Origin of the sequence: Xenorhabdus innexi (assembly GCF_002632485.1) — a bacterium.
Taxonomy (GTDB): Bacteria; Pseudomonadota; Gammaproteobacteria; order Enterobacterales; family Enterobacteriaceae; genus Xenorhabdus; species Xenorhabdus innexi.
On sequence record NZ_NIBU01000006.1, the window covers coordinates 67,766 to 86,688 of the forward strand.

At 43.5% G+C, this 18,923-nt stretch carries 13 protein-coding genes and 1 pseudogene; 3 read left to right on the forward strand and 11 right to left on the reverse strand.

Annotation, left to right across the window (positions count from 1 at the left end; translation table 11 throughout):
• Positions 1-504: 504 nt before the first annotated feature.
• The 5 genes from lnt to miaB form a co-directional block, all read right to left on the reverse strand.
• Positions 505-2,034 carry an apolipoprotein N-acyltransferase gene (gene lnt / locus Xinn_RS03925; RefSeq protein WP_086953808.1) on the reverse strand — a complete coding sequence of 510 codons (1,530 nt, stop codon included), beginning with the start codon at positions 2,032-2,034 and terminating at the stop codon, positions 505-507.
• A 10-nt stretch (positions 2,035-2,044) separates the two neighbouring features.
• A complete protein-coding gene (gene corC, locus Xinn_RS03930) occupies positions 2,045-2,923 on the reverse strand; it encodes a CNNM family magnesium/cobalt transport protein CorC (protein WP_086953807.1) in 879 nt (292 codons plus the stop codon).
• Positions 2,924-2,992: 69 nt separating this feature from the next.
• Complete coding sequence (gene ybeY, locus Xinn_RS03935) at positions 2,993-3,460, reverse strand: rRNA maturation RNase YbeY (protein ID WP_086953806.1); 468 nt, start codon at positions 3,458-3,460, stop codon at positions 2,993-2,995.
• Positions 3,457-4,434 (reverse strand): PhoH family protein, encoded by a 978-nt coding sequence (locus Xinn_RS03940; protein WP_422646001.1) that lies wholly within the window; start codon positions 4,432-4,434, stop codon positions 3,457-3,459. Before Xinn_RS03940 ends, ybeY begins: the two co-directional genes overlap by 4 nt.
• A gap of 165 nt (positions 4,435-4,599) precedes the next feature.
• Positions 4,600-6,030 (reverse strand): tRNA (N6-isopentenyl adenosine(37)-C2)-methylthiotransferase MiaB, encoded by a 1,431-nt coding sequence (gene miaB / locus Xinn_RS03945; protein WP_086953803.1) that lies wholly within the window; start codon positions 6,028-6,030, stop codon positions 4,600-4,602.
• Positions 6,031-6,246: 216 nt separating this feature from the next.
• Between miaB and ubiF the strand changes: the two genes are divergently transcribed.
• A complete protein-coding gene (ubiF, locus tag Xinn_RS03950; RefSeq protein WP_086956462.1) occupies positions 6,247-7,434 on the forward strand; it encodes a 3-demethoxyubiquinol 3-hydroxylase in 1,188 nt (395 codons plus the stop codon).
• A gap of 32 nt (positions 7,435-7,466) precedes the next feature.
• Here the strand turns inward: ubiF and Xinn_RS21750 are convergent, their stop codons facing one another.
• Positions 7,467-7,679 carry a hypothetical protein gene (locus tag Xinn_RS21750; protein WP_143706511.1) on the reverse strand — a complete coding sequence of 71 codons (213 nt, stop codon included), beginning with the start codon at positions 7,677-7,679 and terminating at the stop codon, positions 7,467-7,469.
• Between the two features lie 530 nt (positions 7,680-8,209).
• On the opposite strand from Xinn_RS21750, the gene brnQ reads away from it, so the two are divergent.
• Both brnQ and Xinn_RS03965 read left to right on the forward strand, forming a co-directional pair.
• Positions 8,210-9,511 (forward strand): branched-chain amino acid transport system II carrier protein, encoded by a 1,302-nt coding sequence (gene brnQ, locus Xinn_RS03960; protein WP_086953801.1) that lies wholly within the window; start codon positions 8,210-8,212, stop codon positions 9,509-9,511.
• 535 nt (positions 9,512-10,046) lie between these two features.
• A complete protein-coding gene (locus tag Xinn_RS03965) occupies positions 10,047-11,588 on the forward strand; it encodes a pyridoxal-dependent decarboxylase (protein WP_086953800.1) in 1,542 nt (513 codons plus the stop codon).
• A 208-nt stretch (positions 11,589-11,796) separates the two neighbouring features.
• Here the strand turns inward: Xinn_RS03965 and Xinn_RS03970 are convergent.
• The 5 genes and pseudogenes from Xinn_RS03970 to Xinn_RS03990 form a co-directional block, all read right to left on the reverse strand.
• Positions 11,797-12,006, reverse strand: a pseudogene (locus Xinn_RS03970) (Rpn family recombination-promoting nuclease/putative transposase); the annotation flags it as partial.
• Positions 12,007-12,009: 3 nt separating this feature from the next.
• Positions 12,010-12,999: a GlxA family transcriptional regulator gene (locus tag Xinn_RS03975; RefSeq protein ID WP_086953799.1), complete on the reverse strand. Its 990-nt coding sequence runs from the start codon at positions 12,997-12,999 to the stop codon at positions 12,010-12,012.
• Positions 13,000-13,109: 110 nt separating this feature from the next.
• A complete protein-coding gene (locus tag Xinn_RS03980) occupies positions 13,110-15,251 on the reverse strand; it encodes a type I secretion system permease/ATPase (RefSeq protein WP_086953798.1) in 2,142 nt (713 codons plus the stop codon).
• A gap of 2 nt (positions 15,252-15,253) precedes the next feature.
• On the reverse strand, positions 15,254-16,609 hold the full coding sequence (locus Xinn_RS03985) for an HlyD family type I secretion periplasmic adaptor subunit (protein ID WP_086953797.1): 1,356 nt from the start codon (positions 16,607-16,609) through the stop codon (positions 15,254-15,256).
• Positions 16,602-18,779, reverse strand: a complete 2,178-nt coding sequence (locus Xinn_RS03990) for a peptidase domain-containing ABC transporter (RefSeq protein ID WP_153043402.1) — start codon at positions 18,777-18,779, stop codon at positions 16,602-16,604. Before Xinn_RS03990 ends, Xinn_RS03985 begins: the two co-directional genes overlap by 8 nt.
• Between the last annotated feature and the right edge of the window lie 144 nt (positions 18,780-18,923).

Consider the following 18,923-nt stretch of genomic DNA (forward strand, 5'->3'; position numbering starts at 1 on the left):
ATGAGCCTTTCTATTTTCAAGCTACTCCTTCGTCGGTTGCATTCATTCATACAACCACGGTTTTTTATAACTTGAAATTTACTGGGTCATGCTTCCATTTTTATAAAGGCTATTATCATAGAAACGATTTTCTAAATTATTTTGTATATAGGTCGTAAAAAAATAATTCATAATGTTACTTTTTTGAAACATTGATGTTTTCATTTTGCGAGCCAACTCGAACTATAAACAAACAATTTTGTTTAAGTGTGATTTTGTCGAAAATAATTTTGAATCTCGTTCACAATTTGCACTTTTTAGGATTATGTACCGCAAAAAGGTGACTGTTTAGTCAGGTTTTATCTTTTTAATGAGTGTTTTTGAGGTGAGATCAAACAAGTAGATAATTTTGGATAAAACAAGCAGAAGGTGATACGAAATATAAGAAAAAATAAGTTCAGCGCATTCAATATGTGCTGAACTTATGCTTTGATAATTTGAATTTAATTTCTGTTTAATTATTAATTAAATGCGGCGACGGTTATTGATTAATCCGAGTAAAATAAACAACACTGTCATTCCCCACACCGGCCAATTGCCAACGCGGAAATAGGGAGTAACCCCACTGGCTGGAGTGACTTCTGCTTCCAATACCTGACGGGTAAACTGCGGGATTTCAGACTGTATTGAACCGTCCGGTCTTATTACTGCGGTAATTCCATTATTGGTTCCCCGCAATAATGGCCGGCCCAGTTCAAGAGAACGCATCCGTGCCATCTGGAAGTGTTGCCACGGCCCAATAGAACTCCCGAACCATGCATCGTTGGAAATTGTCAGCAGAAATTCTGTGCTGGGTTTGAAATTATCGCGGACTTGTTCACCCAAAATAATCTCGTAACAGATTGCAGCAGTAATTTCATGCCCTGCAACAGAGAGCTGAGGCTGTATATAATTTCCCTGACTGAAAGAGGACATCGGCAGGTTAAAAAAGGGTGCCAAAGGGCGCAATAATGATTCCAGAGGGACAAACTCACCAAATGGAACGAGGTGATGTTTATCGTAACGATCAAGCGCAGGGTAGTGATAAGGCGTTTTTTCCCCTAACACAATAATGCTGTTATAGAATTTATATCCGTCCAGTGTAGGACGTGCATCAGGAATCCCGGTTATCAGGCTGGAGTGATTCTCCCTGAGCAGCTTATCCAGTTTGATTAAAAAGCTACTCATATCGTGTTCATAGGCAGGGATCGCCGCTTCAGGCCAGATAATGAGAGGTGTTTTTCCAATAAAAGGGCGGCTGTTATTCAGGTAGATATCCAGCGTTTTCCCCAATTCATCGGGGTCCCATTTTATTTCCTGCGGGATATTGCCTTGTACCAGAGCAACATGAGTCGATTTTTCCGGCAGCAGGGTATACCACTGATAGTGCCTCATTGGCCACGGTAACATTAGTAGAGCAATGGCTGCGATGGCAGCTATCAATTTTTTATGTACCGTAGCAAAAACCAGTAACCCGCTGATAATCATCAGCAGGAAAGTGATGCTTTCTACCCCAAAAATCGGCACAATAGCTTTTAATGGGCCATCAATCTGACTGTAACCAAATTGAAGCCACGGAAATCCGGTAAGTACCCAACCGCGTAAAAACTCAGTTAACTGCCACAGTGCGGGGCTGGCAATCATCAGCCTGACCCCGTTTGAAGCTGGGAAAAACCGGTTAAGTAACCCGGCAAACAGGGCCGGATAAAGTGCAAGGTAAGCCGCCAGCAGGATAACTAAAAAGATATTAACGGCGGTTGGCATTCCTCCGAAACCTGCAATGCTGACGTACACCCAGTTTGTTCCGCTGCCGAACAGCCCTAGCCCCCAGCAGAAACCAATAAAGATGGCTTGTCGGCTGGTTCGGTTTAACGTCAGGATTTGCAGACCGAAGAGGGAAATAAGAGCCGCAGGCCAGAAATCAAAAGGTGAAAAAGCCAGCGTTCCACTGGCTCCGAAGAAAAGCGCCAGCAAGGCGCGCAGCCGCTGGCAACTTATTAATGAGGTTTTGTTCATCCAGATCCTATTAGTCTTTATCAAGGCCAGGAACTTCAGCATCATCCGGTATTTTTACATGAACCTGAATAATTTTACGGCTATCTGCCATTGCTACTTTGAAATGATAGCCATTAATGCTGATGGATTCTCCACGGGATGGCAGATGCCCGAATGCCTGCATAACCAGTCCACCGATGGTATCAACTTCTTCGTCACTGAAATTAGTGCCGAAAACATCGTTGAAATCTTCAATCTGAGCCAATGCTCGTACTGAATAAGTATGGCGGCTCAGGGCACGGATGTCGTTATCATCGTCATCATCGTATTCATCCTCAATTTCGCCAACAATCAGTTCAAGTATATCTTCAATCGTGACCAGACCGGAAACACCGCCGAATTCATCGATAACAATCGCCATATGGTAGCGTTGGGAACGAAACTCTTTCAGCAATCGGTCAACGCGCTTACTTTCCGGCACTACTACCGCCTGCCGCAGAACTTTATCAATGCTGAAAGGTTCTGTGTTCGTGCGCATAAATGGCAGAAGATCTTTTGCCATTAAAATGCCTTCTATGTGATCTTTATCTTCGCTGATCACAGGAAAGCGGGAGTGGGCTGATTCGATAATTACATCCAGACATTCGTCCAGTGATTGATTGCGTTTTAAGGTAACGATTTGTGAACGTGGGATCATAATGTCACGCACGCGCTGGTCAGCAATATCCATCACCCCTTCGAGCATTTCTCGGGTATCGGGGTCGATCAGGTCGTTCTGTTCTGAATCACGGATCAGTTCAACTAAATCGTTACGGTTTTTCGGCTCACCGTGGAAAATCTGATTAAGAAGTGCAAAAAAGCCTTTCTTAGGTCCAGGGCTATCGTTACTAGAAGGATGGTCGTCGCTCATGGCGTTCTAATTACATTTCCTCATTAATTAAAGTGATCGTAATATTTAACATAAAAATATTATTGATGGTTATTCTTTTTCCGCAAGATAGGGATCAGGATAACCCATTTTTCCCAGAATTTCTGTCTCCAGAGATTCCATTTCTTCTGCTTCTTCATCTTCGATATGGTCATATCCGAGCAGATGAAGACAGCCGTGTACCACCATATGTGCCCAGTGTTCTTCGACTGTTTTTTGCTGTTCGAGTGCTTCTTTTTCAACAACCTGACGGCATATGATTAAATCACCGAGCAAGGGCAACTCAACTTCAGGCGGCACTTCAAACGGGAAAGATAACACATTGGTTGGTTTGTCTTTCCCCCGATAAGTGAGGTTTAAATCGTGGCTTTCTGCCTCATCAACTAAACGGATTGTAACTTCACTTTCTGCCTGAAATTGTGGCAAAACGCTTTCCAGCCAGCGTTGGAAAAGGACTTCCTCAGGAAGCCCTTCTGGTTTTTCACATGCAACTTGTAAATCTAATATCACTGAACTCATTGTGCTTCCTGCCTGCGCTTTTCATTAAGCGCCTGTTTACGTTTCTGCTCAGCCGCTTCCCATGCTTCATAGGCGATGACGACTTTGGCAACCACCGGGTGGCGCACCACATCTTCGCTGTAAAGGAAGTTAAAGCTCAGTTCATCAACGTCAGATAAAACTTCCATCGCGTGACTAAGGCCTGATTTCTGGCCTCTGGGCAGGTCGATCTGGGTTACGTCACCCGTGATAACCGCTTTGGAGTTGAAACCAATACGGGTCAGAAACATTTTCATCTGCTCAATGGTTGTATTCTGGCTTTCGTCGAGAATAATAAAGGCATCATTGAGCGTTCGTCCACGCATATAGGCCAGTGGAGCAACTTCAATAACGTTTCTTTCGATCAGCTTCTCAACTTTTTCAAATCCCAGCATCTCAAATAATGCATCGTAAAGCGGACGCAGATAAGGATCGACTTTCTGGCTCAGATCCCCCGGCAGAAAACCCAGTTTTTCCCCGGCTTCAACAGCAGGACGGGTGAGCAATATCCGGCGGATTTCCTGACGCTCCAGTGCATCAACTGCGGCTGCAACGGCCAGATAGGTCTTACCCGTTCCCGCAGGCCCGATACCAAACGTAATATCATGACCAAGAATATTGGCAATATACTGTGCCTGATTAGGCGTACGGGGTTTGACTACGCCACGTTTGGTTTTGATATTCACAGCCTTACCGTAGTCAGGAACGCTTTCTGCTGATTGCTCCAGTACGCGGGTTTCCGTGATAGCCAGATGAATCTGCTCAGGTTCAAGATCCGGTATCACGCCGCGTACAGGTGCGGTTTCAACATACAGGCGGCGCAGTATACTGGCTACTGCGCTGACACACAGTGGCTTGCCCACCAATTTGAAACGATTGTCGCGGCGGTTTATTTCTATTCCCAAACGGCGCTCAATTTGTTTCAGATTGTCATCAAGTGGGCCACACAGGCTCATTAATCGCTGATTATCTGCGGGTTCCAGAAAGATCTCTTGTGTTGCTACTTGTGGGTTTATTTGTGTCACTGATTATCTCTATGTTAAGGCCTGTGAATCCGGCCTGTTTGTTAAAGTTATCCTGTTTTTAAGACTGATTTATATCATTAAAGTTGGCTTGTCTTATTAAGGTTGATAAGTACCAACACCGATTTCGTCTTCCTTACGGGTTCGGGCAATGACTGATTCGGGTGATTCATAGACACGTAAATCCATTTCATCTTCAGTACGGATGACCTTACCGCGCAGGGAATTGGCATATACATCAACGATTTCAACATCAACAAATTTGCCAATCATATCAGGAGAACCTTCAAAATTGACTACACGGTTATTCTCCGTGCGCCCGGAAAGCTCCATAATATTCTTACGGGATGGGCCTTCAACAAGAATACGCTGAGTGCTGCCCAGCATTTCCCTACTGAAGCTCATCGCCTGTTGGTTAATACGCTGCTGGAGCAGGTACAGGCGCTGTTTTTTCTCTTCCTCACTCACATCATCCGGTAAATCTGCCGCAGGTGTCCCCGGACGTGCTGAATAGATGAAGCTGAAACTCATGTCGAAATTAACATCGGCAATTAGTTTCATCGTTTTTTCAAAGTCATCCTGTGTTTCACCGGGGAAGCCAATGATGAAATCTGAGCTGATTAGGATATTCGGACGTGCCTTACGCAGACGACGAATTATCCCTTTATATTCCAGCGCAGTATGAGCGCGCTTCATCAGGGTCAGAATGCGGTCAGAGCCACTCTGGACGGGTAAATGCAGGAAGCTGACCAGTTCCGGTGTATCTTCATATACCGCGATGATATCGTCGGTAAACTCAATCGGATGGCTGGTGGTAAAGCGTATACGGTCAATGCCGTCAATAGCCGCCACCAGACGCAGTAATTCAGCAAATGTGCAGATCTCACCGTCAAATGTTGCACCACGATAAGCATTAACGTTCTGGCCGAGCAGGTTAACTTCACGCACACCCTGTGCAGCAAGCTGAGCAATTTCAAATAGGATATCATCGCAGGGACGGCTGACTTCTTCCCCTCGAGTGTAAGGGACAACGCAGAATGTGCAGTATTTATTACAGCCTTCCATGATGGAAACGAATGCACTCGGGCCTTCAGCACGGGGTTCCGGCAGGCGATCGAATTTCTCGATCTCAGGGAAACTGATATCAACAACAGGGCTGCGGGTGCCTTTTACATGATTAATCATTTCCGGCAGACGGTGCAGGGTTTGTGGCCCGAATATAATGTCAACGCTCGGAGCGCGTTGGCGAATATAATCCCCTTCCTGAGAAGCAACACAGCCACCAACGCCGATAATCACTTCAGGGTTTTTGTCTTTCAGCCCTTTCCAGCGCCCGAGTTGGTGAAAGACTTTTTCTTGGGCTTTTTCACGGATTGAACAGGTATTCAGGAGTAAGATATCTGCGTCTTCGGCGATATCGGTTAACTGATAACCGTGAGTGGTTTCCAGCAAGTCAGCCATCTTGGATGAATCGTATTCATTCATCTGACAGCCCCAGGTTTTGATATACAGTTTTTTTATCGTCGACATTTTGTGTATCCGGTGTTTCCAGTGGAATGATGCGTCAACACTGAAAAGCATAGTGTATTGAACCAGCGTATTGAATACAGTGTGTTTAGCATAATGTTACAGGCTATTGTATTCATTTGAGGCACCAGTGACCAGACTGTAACACCGGATATTCACAGCCGGAAAGGGAAAATTCCGGTACACTATTTTAATCAAGAAGTTAATAGCGTGATGAATATGAATAATCCACAACAAAAATTCGATATGGTTATCGTGGGTGCCGGGATGATTGGTGCGGCAACGGCACTGGGATTGGCGCAGGAAGGTTGGCGTGTCGCTCTGTTGGAACATCAGCCCCCGCAACCCTACAATGCAGAGAGTGAGCCGGATATCCGTATTTCTGCCATTAGCCGGGCATCCGTGGATTTACTGAAGCAGTTGGATGTGTGGAAACATGTTGTACAGATGCGCTGTGCACCTTACCGGAAGCTGGAAACATGGGAGCAGAATGATTCAAATGTGGTTTTCGATGCCGCAAGCCTCGGTTTACCGGAGTTGGGGTTCATGGTAGAAAACCGCATTTTGCAATTGGCTTTATGGCAGGAATTTGAGCGATACCCTAACCTGACGCTGCTTTGTCCCGCAGAGCTGAAATCGATGCAGCGGGATGATAGTCATAAAACGTGGCGGCTTGAACTGGCTGATGGTACAGAATTAAACACGCGTTTGATTATCGGTGCTGATGGAGCCCGTTCTCAGGTTCGGCAATTAGCGGGTATTGGCAGCAGAGGGTGGCAATATCGTCAGTCATGTATGCTGATTACCGTCAAAACAGAGCAACTTCAGCAGGATATAACATGGCAGCAGTTTTTTCCTTCCGGCCCCCGCGCTTTTCTGCCATTGTTTGAACAGTGGGCATCGTTGGTATGGTATGACTCTCCCGCCCGCATTCGCCAGTTACAGGCGATGTCAATGACACAGCTTGAACGGGAAATATTTCAGGCATTTCCGGCTCGTCTGGGCAAAGTCACCCCGATTGCGGCTGGTTCATTTCCTCTGACTCGTCATCATGCCAGCGATTATGTACGTGAGGGGGTGGTTTTGCTGGGTGATGCAGCTCATACGATCAATCCATTGGCTGGGCAAGGGGTAAATCTGGGTTATCGTGATGTGGATGCTTTGCTCAAGGTGTTGATTAGTGCCAAAGAGTCACTGGAAGAGTGGGATTCTCTGGCTGTCCTGAAGCGTTACCAGCACCGGAGAATGCCTGATAATCTGGTTATGCAGGCGGGAATGGATCTCTTTCACACGGCATTCAGCCACGATTTACCGGGATTGAAGACCGTGCGTAATCTGGCATTGATGGCGGCGCAGCGTTCAGGTGTGATGAAAAAACTGGCGCTGAAATATGCGCTGGGAGTTTGATTCCTGTTTTTTTAAGTTTTCCATACCGTGTCTTAAACGCATTCTGGAAAAATACTCTTACCTGCGGCAAAAAGCAGGTAAGGGAGCCAAAGAGAAGAAAGAGAGATTGATTGCAAGGAGAGAAGTTCTTCGCGTTTGAGACCGGTGCTTTCCATAATCGGTTCAAGACTGATACCGTTTTGATTGTTGAAATTCTTGCAACGTTGAGCTCTGCAGTTTTCATGTTGCTGTTCAGCATTCAGCATTCAGCATTCAGCATTCAGCATTCAGCGCCGCAGAGGGTTCTGTTGCATTAATATTAATGACGAAAGCTCAAATGTATAGTTCGAGTAGCCTAAAGAGATCTCACCCTCAGGCTCTCAGGTGGTGTAATCCCCCGAATTTGGCGACTAAGAAAAGTTTTCGGAGATTCTCCACCCATTCATATGGGAATAATTTCTGTAAAAATATAAACTTTATTTGAATTCAATCACAATATTGTATTCTTTTGATAATACGATAGATATAACTATTGGTGATATATGCAATGTTTTGTTAACATTTTCTCGTGTTAATACGAAGAATAATTTTTACAAAATCTAATATTTGAACTAAAAAATATCAGTATTGTTTTTTAATTAGTCAGTTTGCTATAAAAATATAAAGAATTGTTCTTGTGGCTAAATCTTATTCGACAAATACACGATTAAAGCACCACATTAAGAAATAATCACCCATAAACAAGGCTAAAATAGTGTTCTGGCACCCTAAGGTCAAATAAATAAAAGAGAAATAAATGAAAAAAGTAGAAACTTTAGGGATAGGTCTAATGGCATATTCCTTATTCTTAGGTGCTGGAAATATTATATATCCCCCTATGTTAGGAATTGAATCAGGAAGTAACTTTTTTTCTTCAATGTTGGGTTTTTTAATAACGTCTGTTGGGCTTCCGGCGATAGTGCTGCTTGTTATGAGTAAATTTAAGAGTGAGAATGTACTTACTTCGTTCATTTCTCCATCTCTTTCAGTACTATTCTGGGTGAGCTTATACCTTTCAATAGGCCCAGCTTTCGGCATGCCTAGAGCAGTCAATATTGCGTATGAAATAGGTATTCAATCGTTATTTCCTTCAGTGAATCTAACGGTGTTCTCTATAGTATTTTTGTTAATCGTAATGTTGTTCAGCTTTAGATTAGAGAATCTAATTAATATCATAGGGAAAGTTATTACTCCATTAATAATCTTGATGATTTTCTCTTTTACATTCTACGCAGTTATTAATCCAGCAGAAGTTCAAGCTGAGCCTTCTAATAAATTCAGAAATAATCCATTTATCTCTGGATTGTTAGAAGGATATATGACGATGGATGTCCTTGCAGCTGTTGGATTCGGAATTGTCATCTTGAATAAAATCCGATCTCATTATCGTATAGATGAGCCTGTCTATAGAAAAGCGGTGATTTCTTCATTACTGGTATATATGGCTCTCATGTCTTTGACATATCTCTCGCTAGCATACATAGGGTTATCTTCTTATTCCATCCTGAGTCATGTATCAAATGGTATAGATCTTCTAACCCAGTACTCAGATTTTAGCCTTGGAAATTACGGCAAAGTGATATTCTCTCTGATTGTTCTGCTGGCATGCTTTACAACTTTGGTTGGTTTGGCAAGTGCGTGTGGCCAATTTGCTTTTAAAACGTGGGGAATTAACTACAAGCTCGTTTCCTTTTCAGTAATAGTTATGACATTTATTCCTGCGAACTTTGGCCTTGATAAAATCATTCAGTTCAGCCTTCCTGTCATACTCGTACTGTGCCCTATTGCAATGATATTATTGATTGGCTGTATGTTTTCCGAGAAAAAAAAGACTTTCGGGACAACTAATTTAGTTCTTTTTGGGGGGGCTTGCGCGTTACTTGATACAGCTAATATATTAGGATATATAAACGATCAGTATTTTTTAAAGGTAATCAGACATTACAATCCATTGTTCGATTATCATTTATCTTGGCTTATTCCTGTTTTTATTTATATATCGATAAAGTTAACATATCGAATTTTTATCTGGAAAAAAAATACCGACAACTTAAATTAATCAAGAATGACAATAAAGTTTAGCATTATCGGGAGATAGCCCCTGGGAGCATAGATAACTATGTGACTGGGGAAAACGCAGGGCGCGAGCACACTATTTACCTATGCTTTAATGATTATTTTTTCTTTAAATGAGGTTTTGATGGTGTTTTTGTCGAGTTAATCTTGACAGCTTATGTAATTCTGTAGACTTTTAAAGCAACCTAAAGAACAATATTGATAATTTTAGTTTAAATATTAATTAAAGCATGCTTGCGCTTTGGGAGAGCTAGTGTAGCCAACAAAGAGGGAATAGGAAAGACGAAGCGTATAAACGTTTTGTTTTTTTATTGTAATTTACACTTTCAACCTGAGTTACAATTTGACAATAAGACATAATATAAAAAAACCTTAAATGATAATGTGAATTTATAAAGCACATTGCTAATGACATTATTTTTTGCAATTTTCTAGTTAATGATTTTTAGGTGGATTTTGATTTAATCCTATAATCCATCAAGTAGTTAAAAATATAAATTATTACCTCGGAACGAAATATGAATAATAAAATCTATACTGACCTTGATAAATCTTTATTTAAGTTATCTGAAGAGGGTTTAACAGATACTGAACGTGGAAAAGCATTGTCAGATCTAGGGTCATATGTAAAGAAAACACAGAATAAATTCTTAGGCTATCAAACCAATCAAAAACTTAGTTACTCATCGGAATTGAGTAACTATCTGGATATTCAGTTAAACAATGTTGGTGATCCGTTTCTGTCGGGTAGTTTTAAGCTTAACTCAAAGGTTGCTGAGTGCGCTGTATTGGATTATTTCGCTAAACTTTGGAATGCATCTGACAGTAATAACACCACATTGGGAGAGGGTTATTGGGGCTATGTTTTGTCAATGGGAAGCACTGAAGGAAATTTATATGCTCTGCGTAATGCGCGTGATTATCTGGCCGGAAAAATACTCTGGATTGATCTGAATTCAAACAATCACATTGAACAAGGAAGCTGTCTGGGAGGTAATGATAATTCGCTGACCCCCATACTTTTTTACTCCGAAGATACACATTACTCAATTGATAAAGCGAAAGATCTTTTGGCACTGTCTACTTTTGCTGAAATCGGTGAATCCCGTTATCCGGGGCAATGCCCGATTCCAACGAGTAATGGAAAATGGCCGACAAAAGTGCCATCTCTGCCAACGGGATCAATTGATATCAATAAGCTGAGCATACTGGTAGAGTTTTTTGCATCGCGTGGTTTCCCGATAGTGATAAATTTCAACTATGGCACAACCTTTAAAGGTGCACTTGATGATGTCAGCGGCGCGATTGATTTACTGCTGCCTATACTTGAGAAATATGGTCTCAAAGATAGAACACTTCAAATTACACTGGAAAATGGCACAGTTGTTAAAAGTCCTCGAAATGGATATTGGTTCCACATTGATGCCGCTCTGGGCGGTGTTTATGGCTCATTTATGGAAAAAGCGAGAGAGCAGGGAATCGATATTGGTGCAGGAACGCTTCCTTCATTTGATTTCAGAAATCCAATCCATTCGATTGTGACCAGCGGTCACAAAGAAATGGGGACACCATGGCCGACAGGTGTTTATATGACCAAACAAAAATACCTGTTAAACTTCGCCAATGTGGATTATATCGGCGCTCAGGATTCTACTTTATCGGGTTCGAGAAATGGTTTTTCAGCGCTACTGCTTTGGCATTATCTGGCCAGATATTCTTACAATGACCAGATTGAAAGTATCGTCCATCGACTTAAGATGAGTGAAAGTGTCTATCAGAAATTGCGAGCGTTGGGTGTCGAGCTTGGCCTTGATCTCCACGTACATCGTTCACCCCTTTCCCTTAGCATCCTATTTCGTTGCCCTAACAATGCTATTGTTGATGATTTCTCCCTGTCTACGGAAGCTAAAAATGGCATTAAGTATGCACACCTTTTTGTTATGCAGCATGTGACAGATGAACTCATTAACCAGCTAATAGCGGCATTGCGCCAACCTGATGCTTTTAACAGAGTGAGATCTTTGGATAACCAGGCGCAACTAACTGATATGATTATCTAATTAACCCGAATATATAGACACTGACTTAATTCAAGTAGGCGAGTGAATGCCTCTGACATTGTAATCGCAAGCATATATTCGGTTTCAAAGGGCCTGCTTGGGAAACGGAAAACATCCTACGTAAAGGATGTTTTCTGTACAAAATAATGTAGCGATGCCTGTGAAACATCCCATTCAGGGGCAGCAGACATCGCTCGGATCTTAAATTTTGGTTTGAGTAAAGCACATCAGATATTTTTGAACGTAAATGATGATCAATAAATGAAGAGTTAGTCAGTTTTAGCGTATTAAAATCACATAACCTCTTAATCTTTTCCGGTAGATGAATGTCAAAAAAATCACGGGCATTCTCAGTTTGAGCCATGAATCTTTTGAATGCAGCGTTATGGGGTGTGGGGACTGTCTTTTTACTGTTCATCTACTAAACAGGAAATCGACCAGTATGAGGGTGATATTTTTGTCGGTACTCTTTGGGGGTCAGGCCATTACAGCGTTTAAATAACTCCCTGAAATAACGGGTGTCTTCATAACCCACTTCGTGGCTGATTTCTTCAATGGTTTTTTGTGATTTTTCCAGCCAGTGTTTGGCCTGTGACAACCGTATTTTCTGGATATACTGGATTGGTGTCTGCCCTGTGGCAATTTTGAATCTGCGTTTCATCTGCCGTTCGCAGAGGTGTATTTTACTGGCTAAATCAGCGACGGATAAAATCTCAGAAGGGAAAGCGTGCATCCAATCCTGTAATTTGTGAATGAGCAGGTCAGAATGCTGGCGATAAGGGACAAAACTGACTGAATCATAAGAACTTTTATTTTCACTTTCCCCGAACAGAAAATGTGCGCAATGTTCTCTGGCACATGTGCCATAGAGCAGTTCGACAATATTCATCATGGCGCTGGCTGTGCCATAAGCGCTGGAAATACAGAATCGGTTATTGTCGCAAGTTATTTTTTTATCCATATAAAGAGGAATATGGGGAAACAACGTTTTAAATTCAGCGGAGAAATGGGGGTGAATAGTCGCCCCTGTTTTCAATAGACCAGCTTTGGCCAGCATGAACGTACCTGAACATACGGAAACAATCGGAATATGTTTCTCATCCATGGCCTTAATCCAGTCTATTATTTCCGCTGAACAGTGTTGTGGCTGCCATTCAGGAAAACCCAGTGAGCCGATCAGAATGAGATCAGGATATCCAACCTGATAAAGACTGTTGTGAGACACTGGAGTATATTCAATCAGCAGGTCATGGATTTCATCCATTTTCTGGGAGGAGGGGGAAATAACATGGACATGAGGAGAAGGGCCGCCAACAGTATTGGCGGCGATAGTCAGTATTTCAATTGGCATGGTAACCGAGGTGACTGACGAATGTGAAAAAACCAGAGCCGTAATAGAGATTTGTTTCATAGTCGTATTCTCTTCCTTAAGAACGTCTTACAATGCTGTGTTAATTTCGTTATGAAATTAATTTTAAAATGAAACAATCCATCTATTCAATGAATTTCACATCGTAATAATCACGCTGTTTGTTGATGCCAGAGTTGAGCATAAAGTCCATTTTGTTGTAACAGGTCAGCATGTGAACCGGATTCGATGATTTTTCCCTGGTCTAAAACGAAGATTTTATCTGCATGGCGAAGTGTATTCAGCCGGTGGGCAATGCTGATAATAGTCCTGTTCTGTCGGATCTCATCCATGTTACTCATAATGGCGGCTTCGGATTCATAATCCAGCGCAGATGTCGCTTCATCCAGAATCAGAATTCTGGGGTCATTCAGTAGTGCCCTTGCCAGTGCGATACGTTGTCGTTGGCCGCCTGACAGGTTACAGCCTTTCTCTCCGACCTGATGGGCGAATTTATGGGGAAACTGGTTGATGAAATCGATGGCTCCGGCCAGCGTTGCCGCCCGGTAAAGTTCTTCATCTGTGGCATTGGGTTTACACAGGCGGATATTGTCAGCAATGCTGCCGGAAAACAGAATACTCTCCTGTAGTACTACGCTCATATTGCGCCGCAGTGATACCGGATCAGCAATAGCCAAATCCATGCCATCCACCAGAACCTGACCATGTTGAGGTATATAGAGGCGCTGTAATAAACGGGTCAGGGTACTTTTTCCTGAGCCGGATGGCCCGGTTATACCGATAAACTCCCCAGCACTGATTGCCAGTGACAGGTTAGCCAGTACTTCAGGCGTATCTTCATGATAACGGAAGCGAATATTTTTAAACTCAATCTGTCCGGCCAGTTCAGGAGAAGAAACTAATCCCTGTTTACTGTTTTCCATCGGCTCATCAAGAATGTCGCCAACACGTCTCAGCGCGATCAGGGTATGCTGGAAATCCTGCCATACCTGCGCTAGACGCAGGATCGGCTGAGTGACATGTCCGGCCAGCATATTGAAAGCAATCAGCTCTCCGGGGGAGAGTTCTCCTGCCAGCACACTTTTGACACCCCACCACAATAATAATGCCGCGACAATTTTCTGGATGAGAGCAATTCCTTGCCCGGCGGCAAGCCCGCTTTTCTGGGCGGAAAAACGCCGGATTAACTGTTGGCTCAGTACGCTCTGCCACTGGTGCAGAAAGCGTTTTTCTGTTGCTGTGGTTTTGATGGTCTCAATACCAGTAACGGCTTCAGTCAGGAAACTGGTTGCCTGAGCATCGGCTTCATATTCCGCTGCCACTTTGTGCCGGATAATCGGGCCGACGGTTATCCAGAGCAGAAAATAGAGAACCAGAGAACCTGTCACAATCCACGTCAGCAGGCTGGAGTAATGGAACATCACGCCAAGGAACAGAATAATGAAGATCAGGTCGAGCAATAGCATCAGAGTAGAACCAGTCAGGAACTGGCGGATCTGAGCCATCTCTCTGACACGGGCGATGATCTGCCCTGTCTGACGCTGTTTAAAGTAGGGCAGTGGCAGCCCCACCAGATGACGATAAAGCCGACCGGAGAGTTCTGCATTGATTTGGCTTGCCATATGCCCGAAAACGGTATTACGCATAAATCCGTACAGGGGTTCTGCAATGGCGAGCGCCAGCATTGCCAGACCGAGAACATGCAGGCTGGAAAGACTGCGTCCGACTAATACTTTATCAATGATGTTTTCAAACAATAGCGGTGAAGCCAGTGCAAAAAGCTGTAATACAACAGCCAGCAGGAAAATATCTTTTAACTGTTTTTTCTGCCTGAAAACGGAAGGATAAAACCAGCTAAGACCAAACTTGACATGCTTTTTAGTCAGGTTTTTTTCAGCAACCAGCAGGATCTTATATTGGGTGCACAGCTCATGGACTTTCTGTTCTCCTGTCATAGGGTTGAGAACAGTGAACCGGATTGAATGAGTTGTTGTATTAATACTTTGCAGCACCCACCAGCACTGTTCCAGCTCAATCAGTGCGGGCAGAGGCAGGGTAGCCGCGCTTTCTGCTGACAGTGAATCAAACTTACTGTGCAGCCCGATAGTATCTACTGCTTCCCGTAGCTGCCAGTCTGTCAGCTCAAGGGAATCCAGCCCCAGCGCATGGTGTAATTGTCCGGCATCGGCAACTTTCTGAAATTGTTTTCCCAGCCAGACGACGCACTCAACAGCATGGTTATTGACGTGATTTTCTGTATCAGTACTGTGTATACCCGAAAAAATATCAGCCATGATTATTTTTCCCTCAGCGCTTCGGATTGATATTCCTGAATCGGGCTGAGCAGATAATCAATTACCCTCCGCTGATCGGTTTTGATATCAGCAACAATTGACATTCCTGCCGTAAGTTCAACAGGTTTACCCTCCACCATAATATTGTTCTGATTGAGGCTGATTTGCGCCGGAAATACCAGCCCCAGCCGTTCATCTACTGCGGAATCGCGGGAGACACTCAATAACCGGCCTTCAATAGTGCCGTAGCGCGTATAAGGGAAAGCATCGACTTTTACAGTCACCTGTTGTCCCGAACGGATAAAGCCGACATCTTTGTTCAGGATCTGGATTTCTGCGAGTTGTACATGGTCGTCAGGAACAATCACCATCAGATTCTGCGCCGGTTGCAGCACTGCTCCCAGAGTATGGACACTCAACTGCTGGACGGTTCCTGTCACCGGAGAGCGGATGACGGAAAGATCTTCCCGTTCTTTCATTTTTGACAGTTCCTGTTTCAGAACTGACAGCTGCATATCCGCCTGCTTGATTTTTTCAAACCACTCCCGATTTTTCTGCGTTTTCAGGCTGTTCAGCCGTTCTTCCAGATTCTTGTACTGCGTCATTACAACACCAAGCTCTGCTTTTTGTTGTGTCAGCAGTCGTTCTGTCTCCAGAAGCTCTTTTTCCTGCTCCAGATATTCCACCCGGCTGATAACCTGCTGCTGGCTTAATGTTTTTCTGGCCTGTAAACGCTGGCTGATATTCTGGCGCAGATTACTCAGCGCCTGAATATCATTCCCCTTGGCTTTTTGTGAAGCGAGATTAACATTCATTTCAGCGTAAATATTGGACACTACTGCATCGAATTCCTGCTTCTCATGCTGGTAATGAGTCAGAATTTTTTGCTGGCTGACAACAGATTGCTGCTGAAAAAGTGCTGATGATTTGGGGTCATGATTATCTAACAATGCCTGATAGCGGATCTTTTCTTCGGTTAAATATTCACGCTGTTCAAGCATACGTGCAATGTCCTGATTGACACCGAGTGTATTCAATGTCAGCAATTCTGCACCTTTTTCAACGTGCTGCCCGTTAGTGACATGGATGATAGCCAGTCGGCTCTGTTCATAGGCCTGAATCACCTGTGAACGCCCGGAGACGATCAAACGTCCGGTTGCTGTGGCTTGTACATCCAGTTTTCCCAGATAAGCCCACAACAGAAGTACTAATACGCTGATACTGAGGGCTATTGCGGTATAGCGGGCGAACGGCGAAGGCGGGCGCTGAGACAGTGCCAGATGAGTGGGTAAAAAATCGTAATGTTGCGAAGGGGAACGCAGGCGGTTCAGCCCTTTACGCAAGATGGCCTTAAACATGGGAAGAACCCTCCTGTTCCTGTTTTAGTTCCTGTTGCAACTGCCAGAGCTTTTGATAATGCCCGCCATGCTGCAAAAGTTGCTCATGGCTACCCTGTTCGACGATCTGACCCTGATGCAGCACAATGATCCGGTCGCACTGGCGCACTGTGGACAGCCGGTGCGCGATAGTGATGACCGTTCTGCCCTGAGCGATACCGGCCATATTGGTCTGAATAATTGCCTGTGATTCATCATCCAGCGCGCTGGTGGCTTCATCGAGGATCAAAATCCGCGGGTCAGAGAGCAGGGTTCTGGCAATGGCCAGACGTTGTCGCTGTCCGCCAGACAGGGACTGACCACCTTCTGCGATAACCGTGTCGTAGCCTGACGGCAGTTTAAGAATAAAATCGTGTGCTCCTGCCAGCTTTGCGGCTTCAATGACATCAGACAAAGGGGCATCAGGCCGTGACTGAGCAATATTTTCCTTTACAGTTTTATTGAACAGGAAGTTTTCCTGTAACACGATCCCGGCTTGCTGCCTTAATGATTCCGTATCAAATTGTTGTAACGGAATCCCGTCCAGCGAGATTGAGCCATGTTCCGGGGTATACAGGCGTAATAACAGACGGGCAAGGGTACTTTTCCCGGAGCCGGATGTGCCAACAATGCCAAGGGTTTCTCCTGCCCTGATATTCAGCGTGAAATGGTTAATCGTCGGAGGAATATCGGGCTGATAACGAAAAACGATATCAGAGAATGAAATAGCCCCCGTTAATGTTACCGGCTTCTTATCTGAATCTGATTGTTTTTTAGTAGATTGTCTTTCAGTAGACTGTTTTTCAGTGGATGATTTTTCAACAGACTGTTGCTCTGTTGGTAAACTCAGCATATCTGCCAGCTTATCGACAGCAATCCGGGTACGGATAAACTGCCCCCAGAGCTGCACCAGTTTAGCTAGCGGCTGCTGAGTATGATTGACCATCATATTAAAGGCAATCAACTGACCGATAGTCATATGCAGGGAGAGAACCTCTGATGCACCAAACCAGATAATAACGGCACTGGTGACTTTCTGTAGCAGCATAACCAGATGGCTGGAGCGGTTATCCCATTGCTGAACTTCATAGCCGGTACTTACCATATTGTCAGTCTGGCTATCCCAGCGGCGGATAAAACGTGGCTCTGCTGCGAGGCTTTTCAGCGTCTCCGCGCCTGCAACGGTTTCTGTCAGAAATGAAGTATTAAGTGCCGCATGAGTGAACTGCTTCTCTACCGATTTTTCGAGTTTTGGCGTAACCCACCATGCCAGTAAGGCATAGAAGGGAATGGTAATCAGGAAAATCAGGGTTAACGTACCGGAAAGCAGGCTCATGACATAAATGAAAACAAACATAAACAGCACATCGATGCATAATGTAAACATCGAACCTGTTAAAAATTCCCGGATGGTTTCCAGTTCCCGTACCCGCGTAACAATCGCGCCTACCTGACGAGTTTTGAAAAACAGTAAAGGCAGGCCAAATAAATGCTGAACCAGCTTCAGCCCCAGTTTGATATCAATTCGGTTGGCGGTATGGGAATACTGATATTCGCGCAGTCCCCTCAGGATAACTTCAGTTATTCCGGCGCATATCAGACCGAATACCAATACATCTAATGTGGAGAGCGCCTGATGTACTAATACCTTATCCATCACAACCTGAAAGAATAAGGGAGAAATCAGAGCAAGAATCTGCAAGACGAAAGAAAACAGCAGTATTTCAGACAGATTTTTCTTTTGTCTGATAAATTCGGGAACGAACCAGCGGATATTAAATCGGCTACTGTTTTGTTTTATTTTCAGCCAGTTGCCACTCCATAAATTGATAAAGTCTGCTTTATCTAATATTTCTGGTTTTTCCTGATGGGGTTTTTGTATTAGTACCCGTTGCTCGTCGCATTTTGCTAAAATAAAAGGGTTGCTATTATTATCAAATACAATTGCTGGTAAAGATAATGTATTAATTTTTTTATTTATTGAGCGATTATTCTTAATGGATATATTATGTTCTTTCTTTAATCTATTTAAAGCGGCAGGATAATCATCATTATTATTTATGTTTTTATCAGAGATAACCGATTGCTTGCCATTAGATATCATTATTATTAATTTAATTAATGATAATGTTGTTTTTTCTATTTCATTCATGCATGGAAGTCTATTTGTAACAAAAGTAAAAACTCAAATTAAAGAAACAACCAGAAAAAGAAAATGGTATTTCTCGATGAAATAATTTTAATAAATGTAATGACCGATATTATCTGCTATCATCGGGGATATCGGCGTTGGTTA

What these genes read in the sequence shown, in the direction of transcription:
- lnt (WP_086953808.1), bottom strand. Translation starts at nt 2,034, where the DNA reads ATGAACAAAACCTCATTAATAAGTTGCCAGCGGCTGCGCGCCTTGCTG.
- corC (WP_086953807.1), bottom strand. Translation starts at nt 2,923, where the DNA reads ATGAGCGACGACCATCCTTCTAGTAACGATAGCCCTGGACCTAAGAAA.
- ybeY (WP_086953806.1), bottom strand. Translation starts at nt 3,460, where the DNA reads ATGAGTTCAGTGATATTAGATTTACAAGTTGCATGTGAAAAACCAGAA.
- Xinn_RS03940 (WP_422646001.1), bottom strand. Translation starts at nt 4,434, where the DNA reads ATGAGCCTGTGTGGCCCACTTGATGACAATCTGAAACAAATTGAGCGC.
- miaB (WP_086953803.1), bottom strand. Translation starts at nt 6,030, where the DNA reads ATGTCGACGATAAAAAAACTGTATATCAAAACCTGGGGCTGTCAGATG.
- ubiF (WP_086956462.1), top strand. Translation starts at nt 6,247, where the DNA reads ATGAATAATCCACAACAAAAATTCGATATGGTTATCGTGGGTGCCGGG.
- Xinn_RS21750 (WP_143706511.1), bottom strand. Translation starts at nt 7,679, where the DNA reads ATGCTGAATGCTGAACAGCAACATGAAAACTGCAGAGCTCAACGTTGC.
- brnQ (WP_086953801.1), top strand. Translation starts at nt 8,210, where the DNA reads ATGAAAAAAGTAGAAACTTTAGGGATAGGTCTAATGGCATATTCCTTA.
- Xinn_RS03965 (WP_086953800.1), top strand. Translation starts at nt 10,047, where the DNA reads ATGAATAATAAAATCTATACTGACCTTGATAAATCTTTATTTAAGTTA.
- Xinn_RS03975 (WP_086953799.1), bottom strand. Translation starts at nt 12,999, where the DNA reads ATGAAACAAATCTCTATTACGGCTCTGGTTTTTTCACATTCGTCAGTC.
- Xinn_RS03980 (WP_086953798.1), bottom strand. Translation starts at nt 15,251, where the DNA reads ATGGCTGATATTTTTTCGGGTATACACAGTACTGATACAGAAAATCAC.
- Xinn_RS03985 (WP_086953797.1), bottom strand. Translation starts at nt 16,609, where the DNA reads ATGTTTAAGGCCATCTTGCGTAAAGGGCTGAACCGCCTGCGTTCCCCT.
- Xinn_RS03990 (WP_153043402.1), bottom strand. Translation starts at nt 18,779, where the DNA reads ATGAATGAAATAGAAAAAACAACATTATCATTAATTAAATTAATAATA.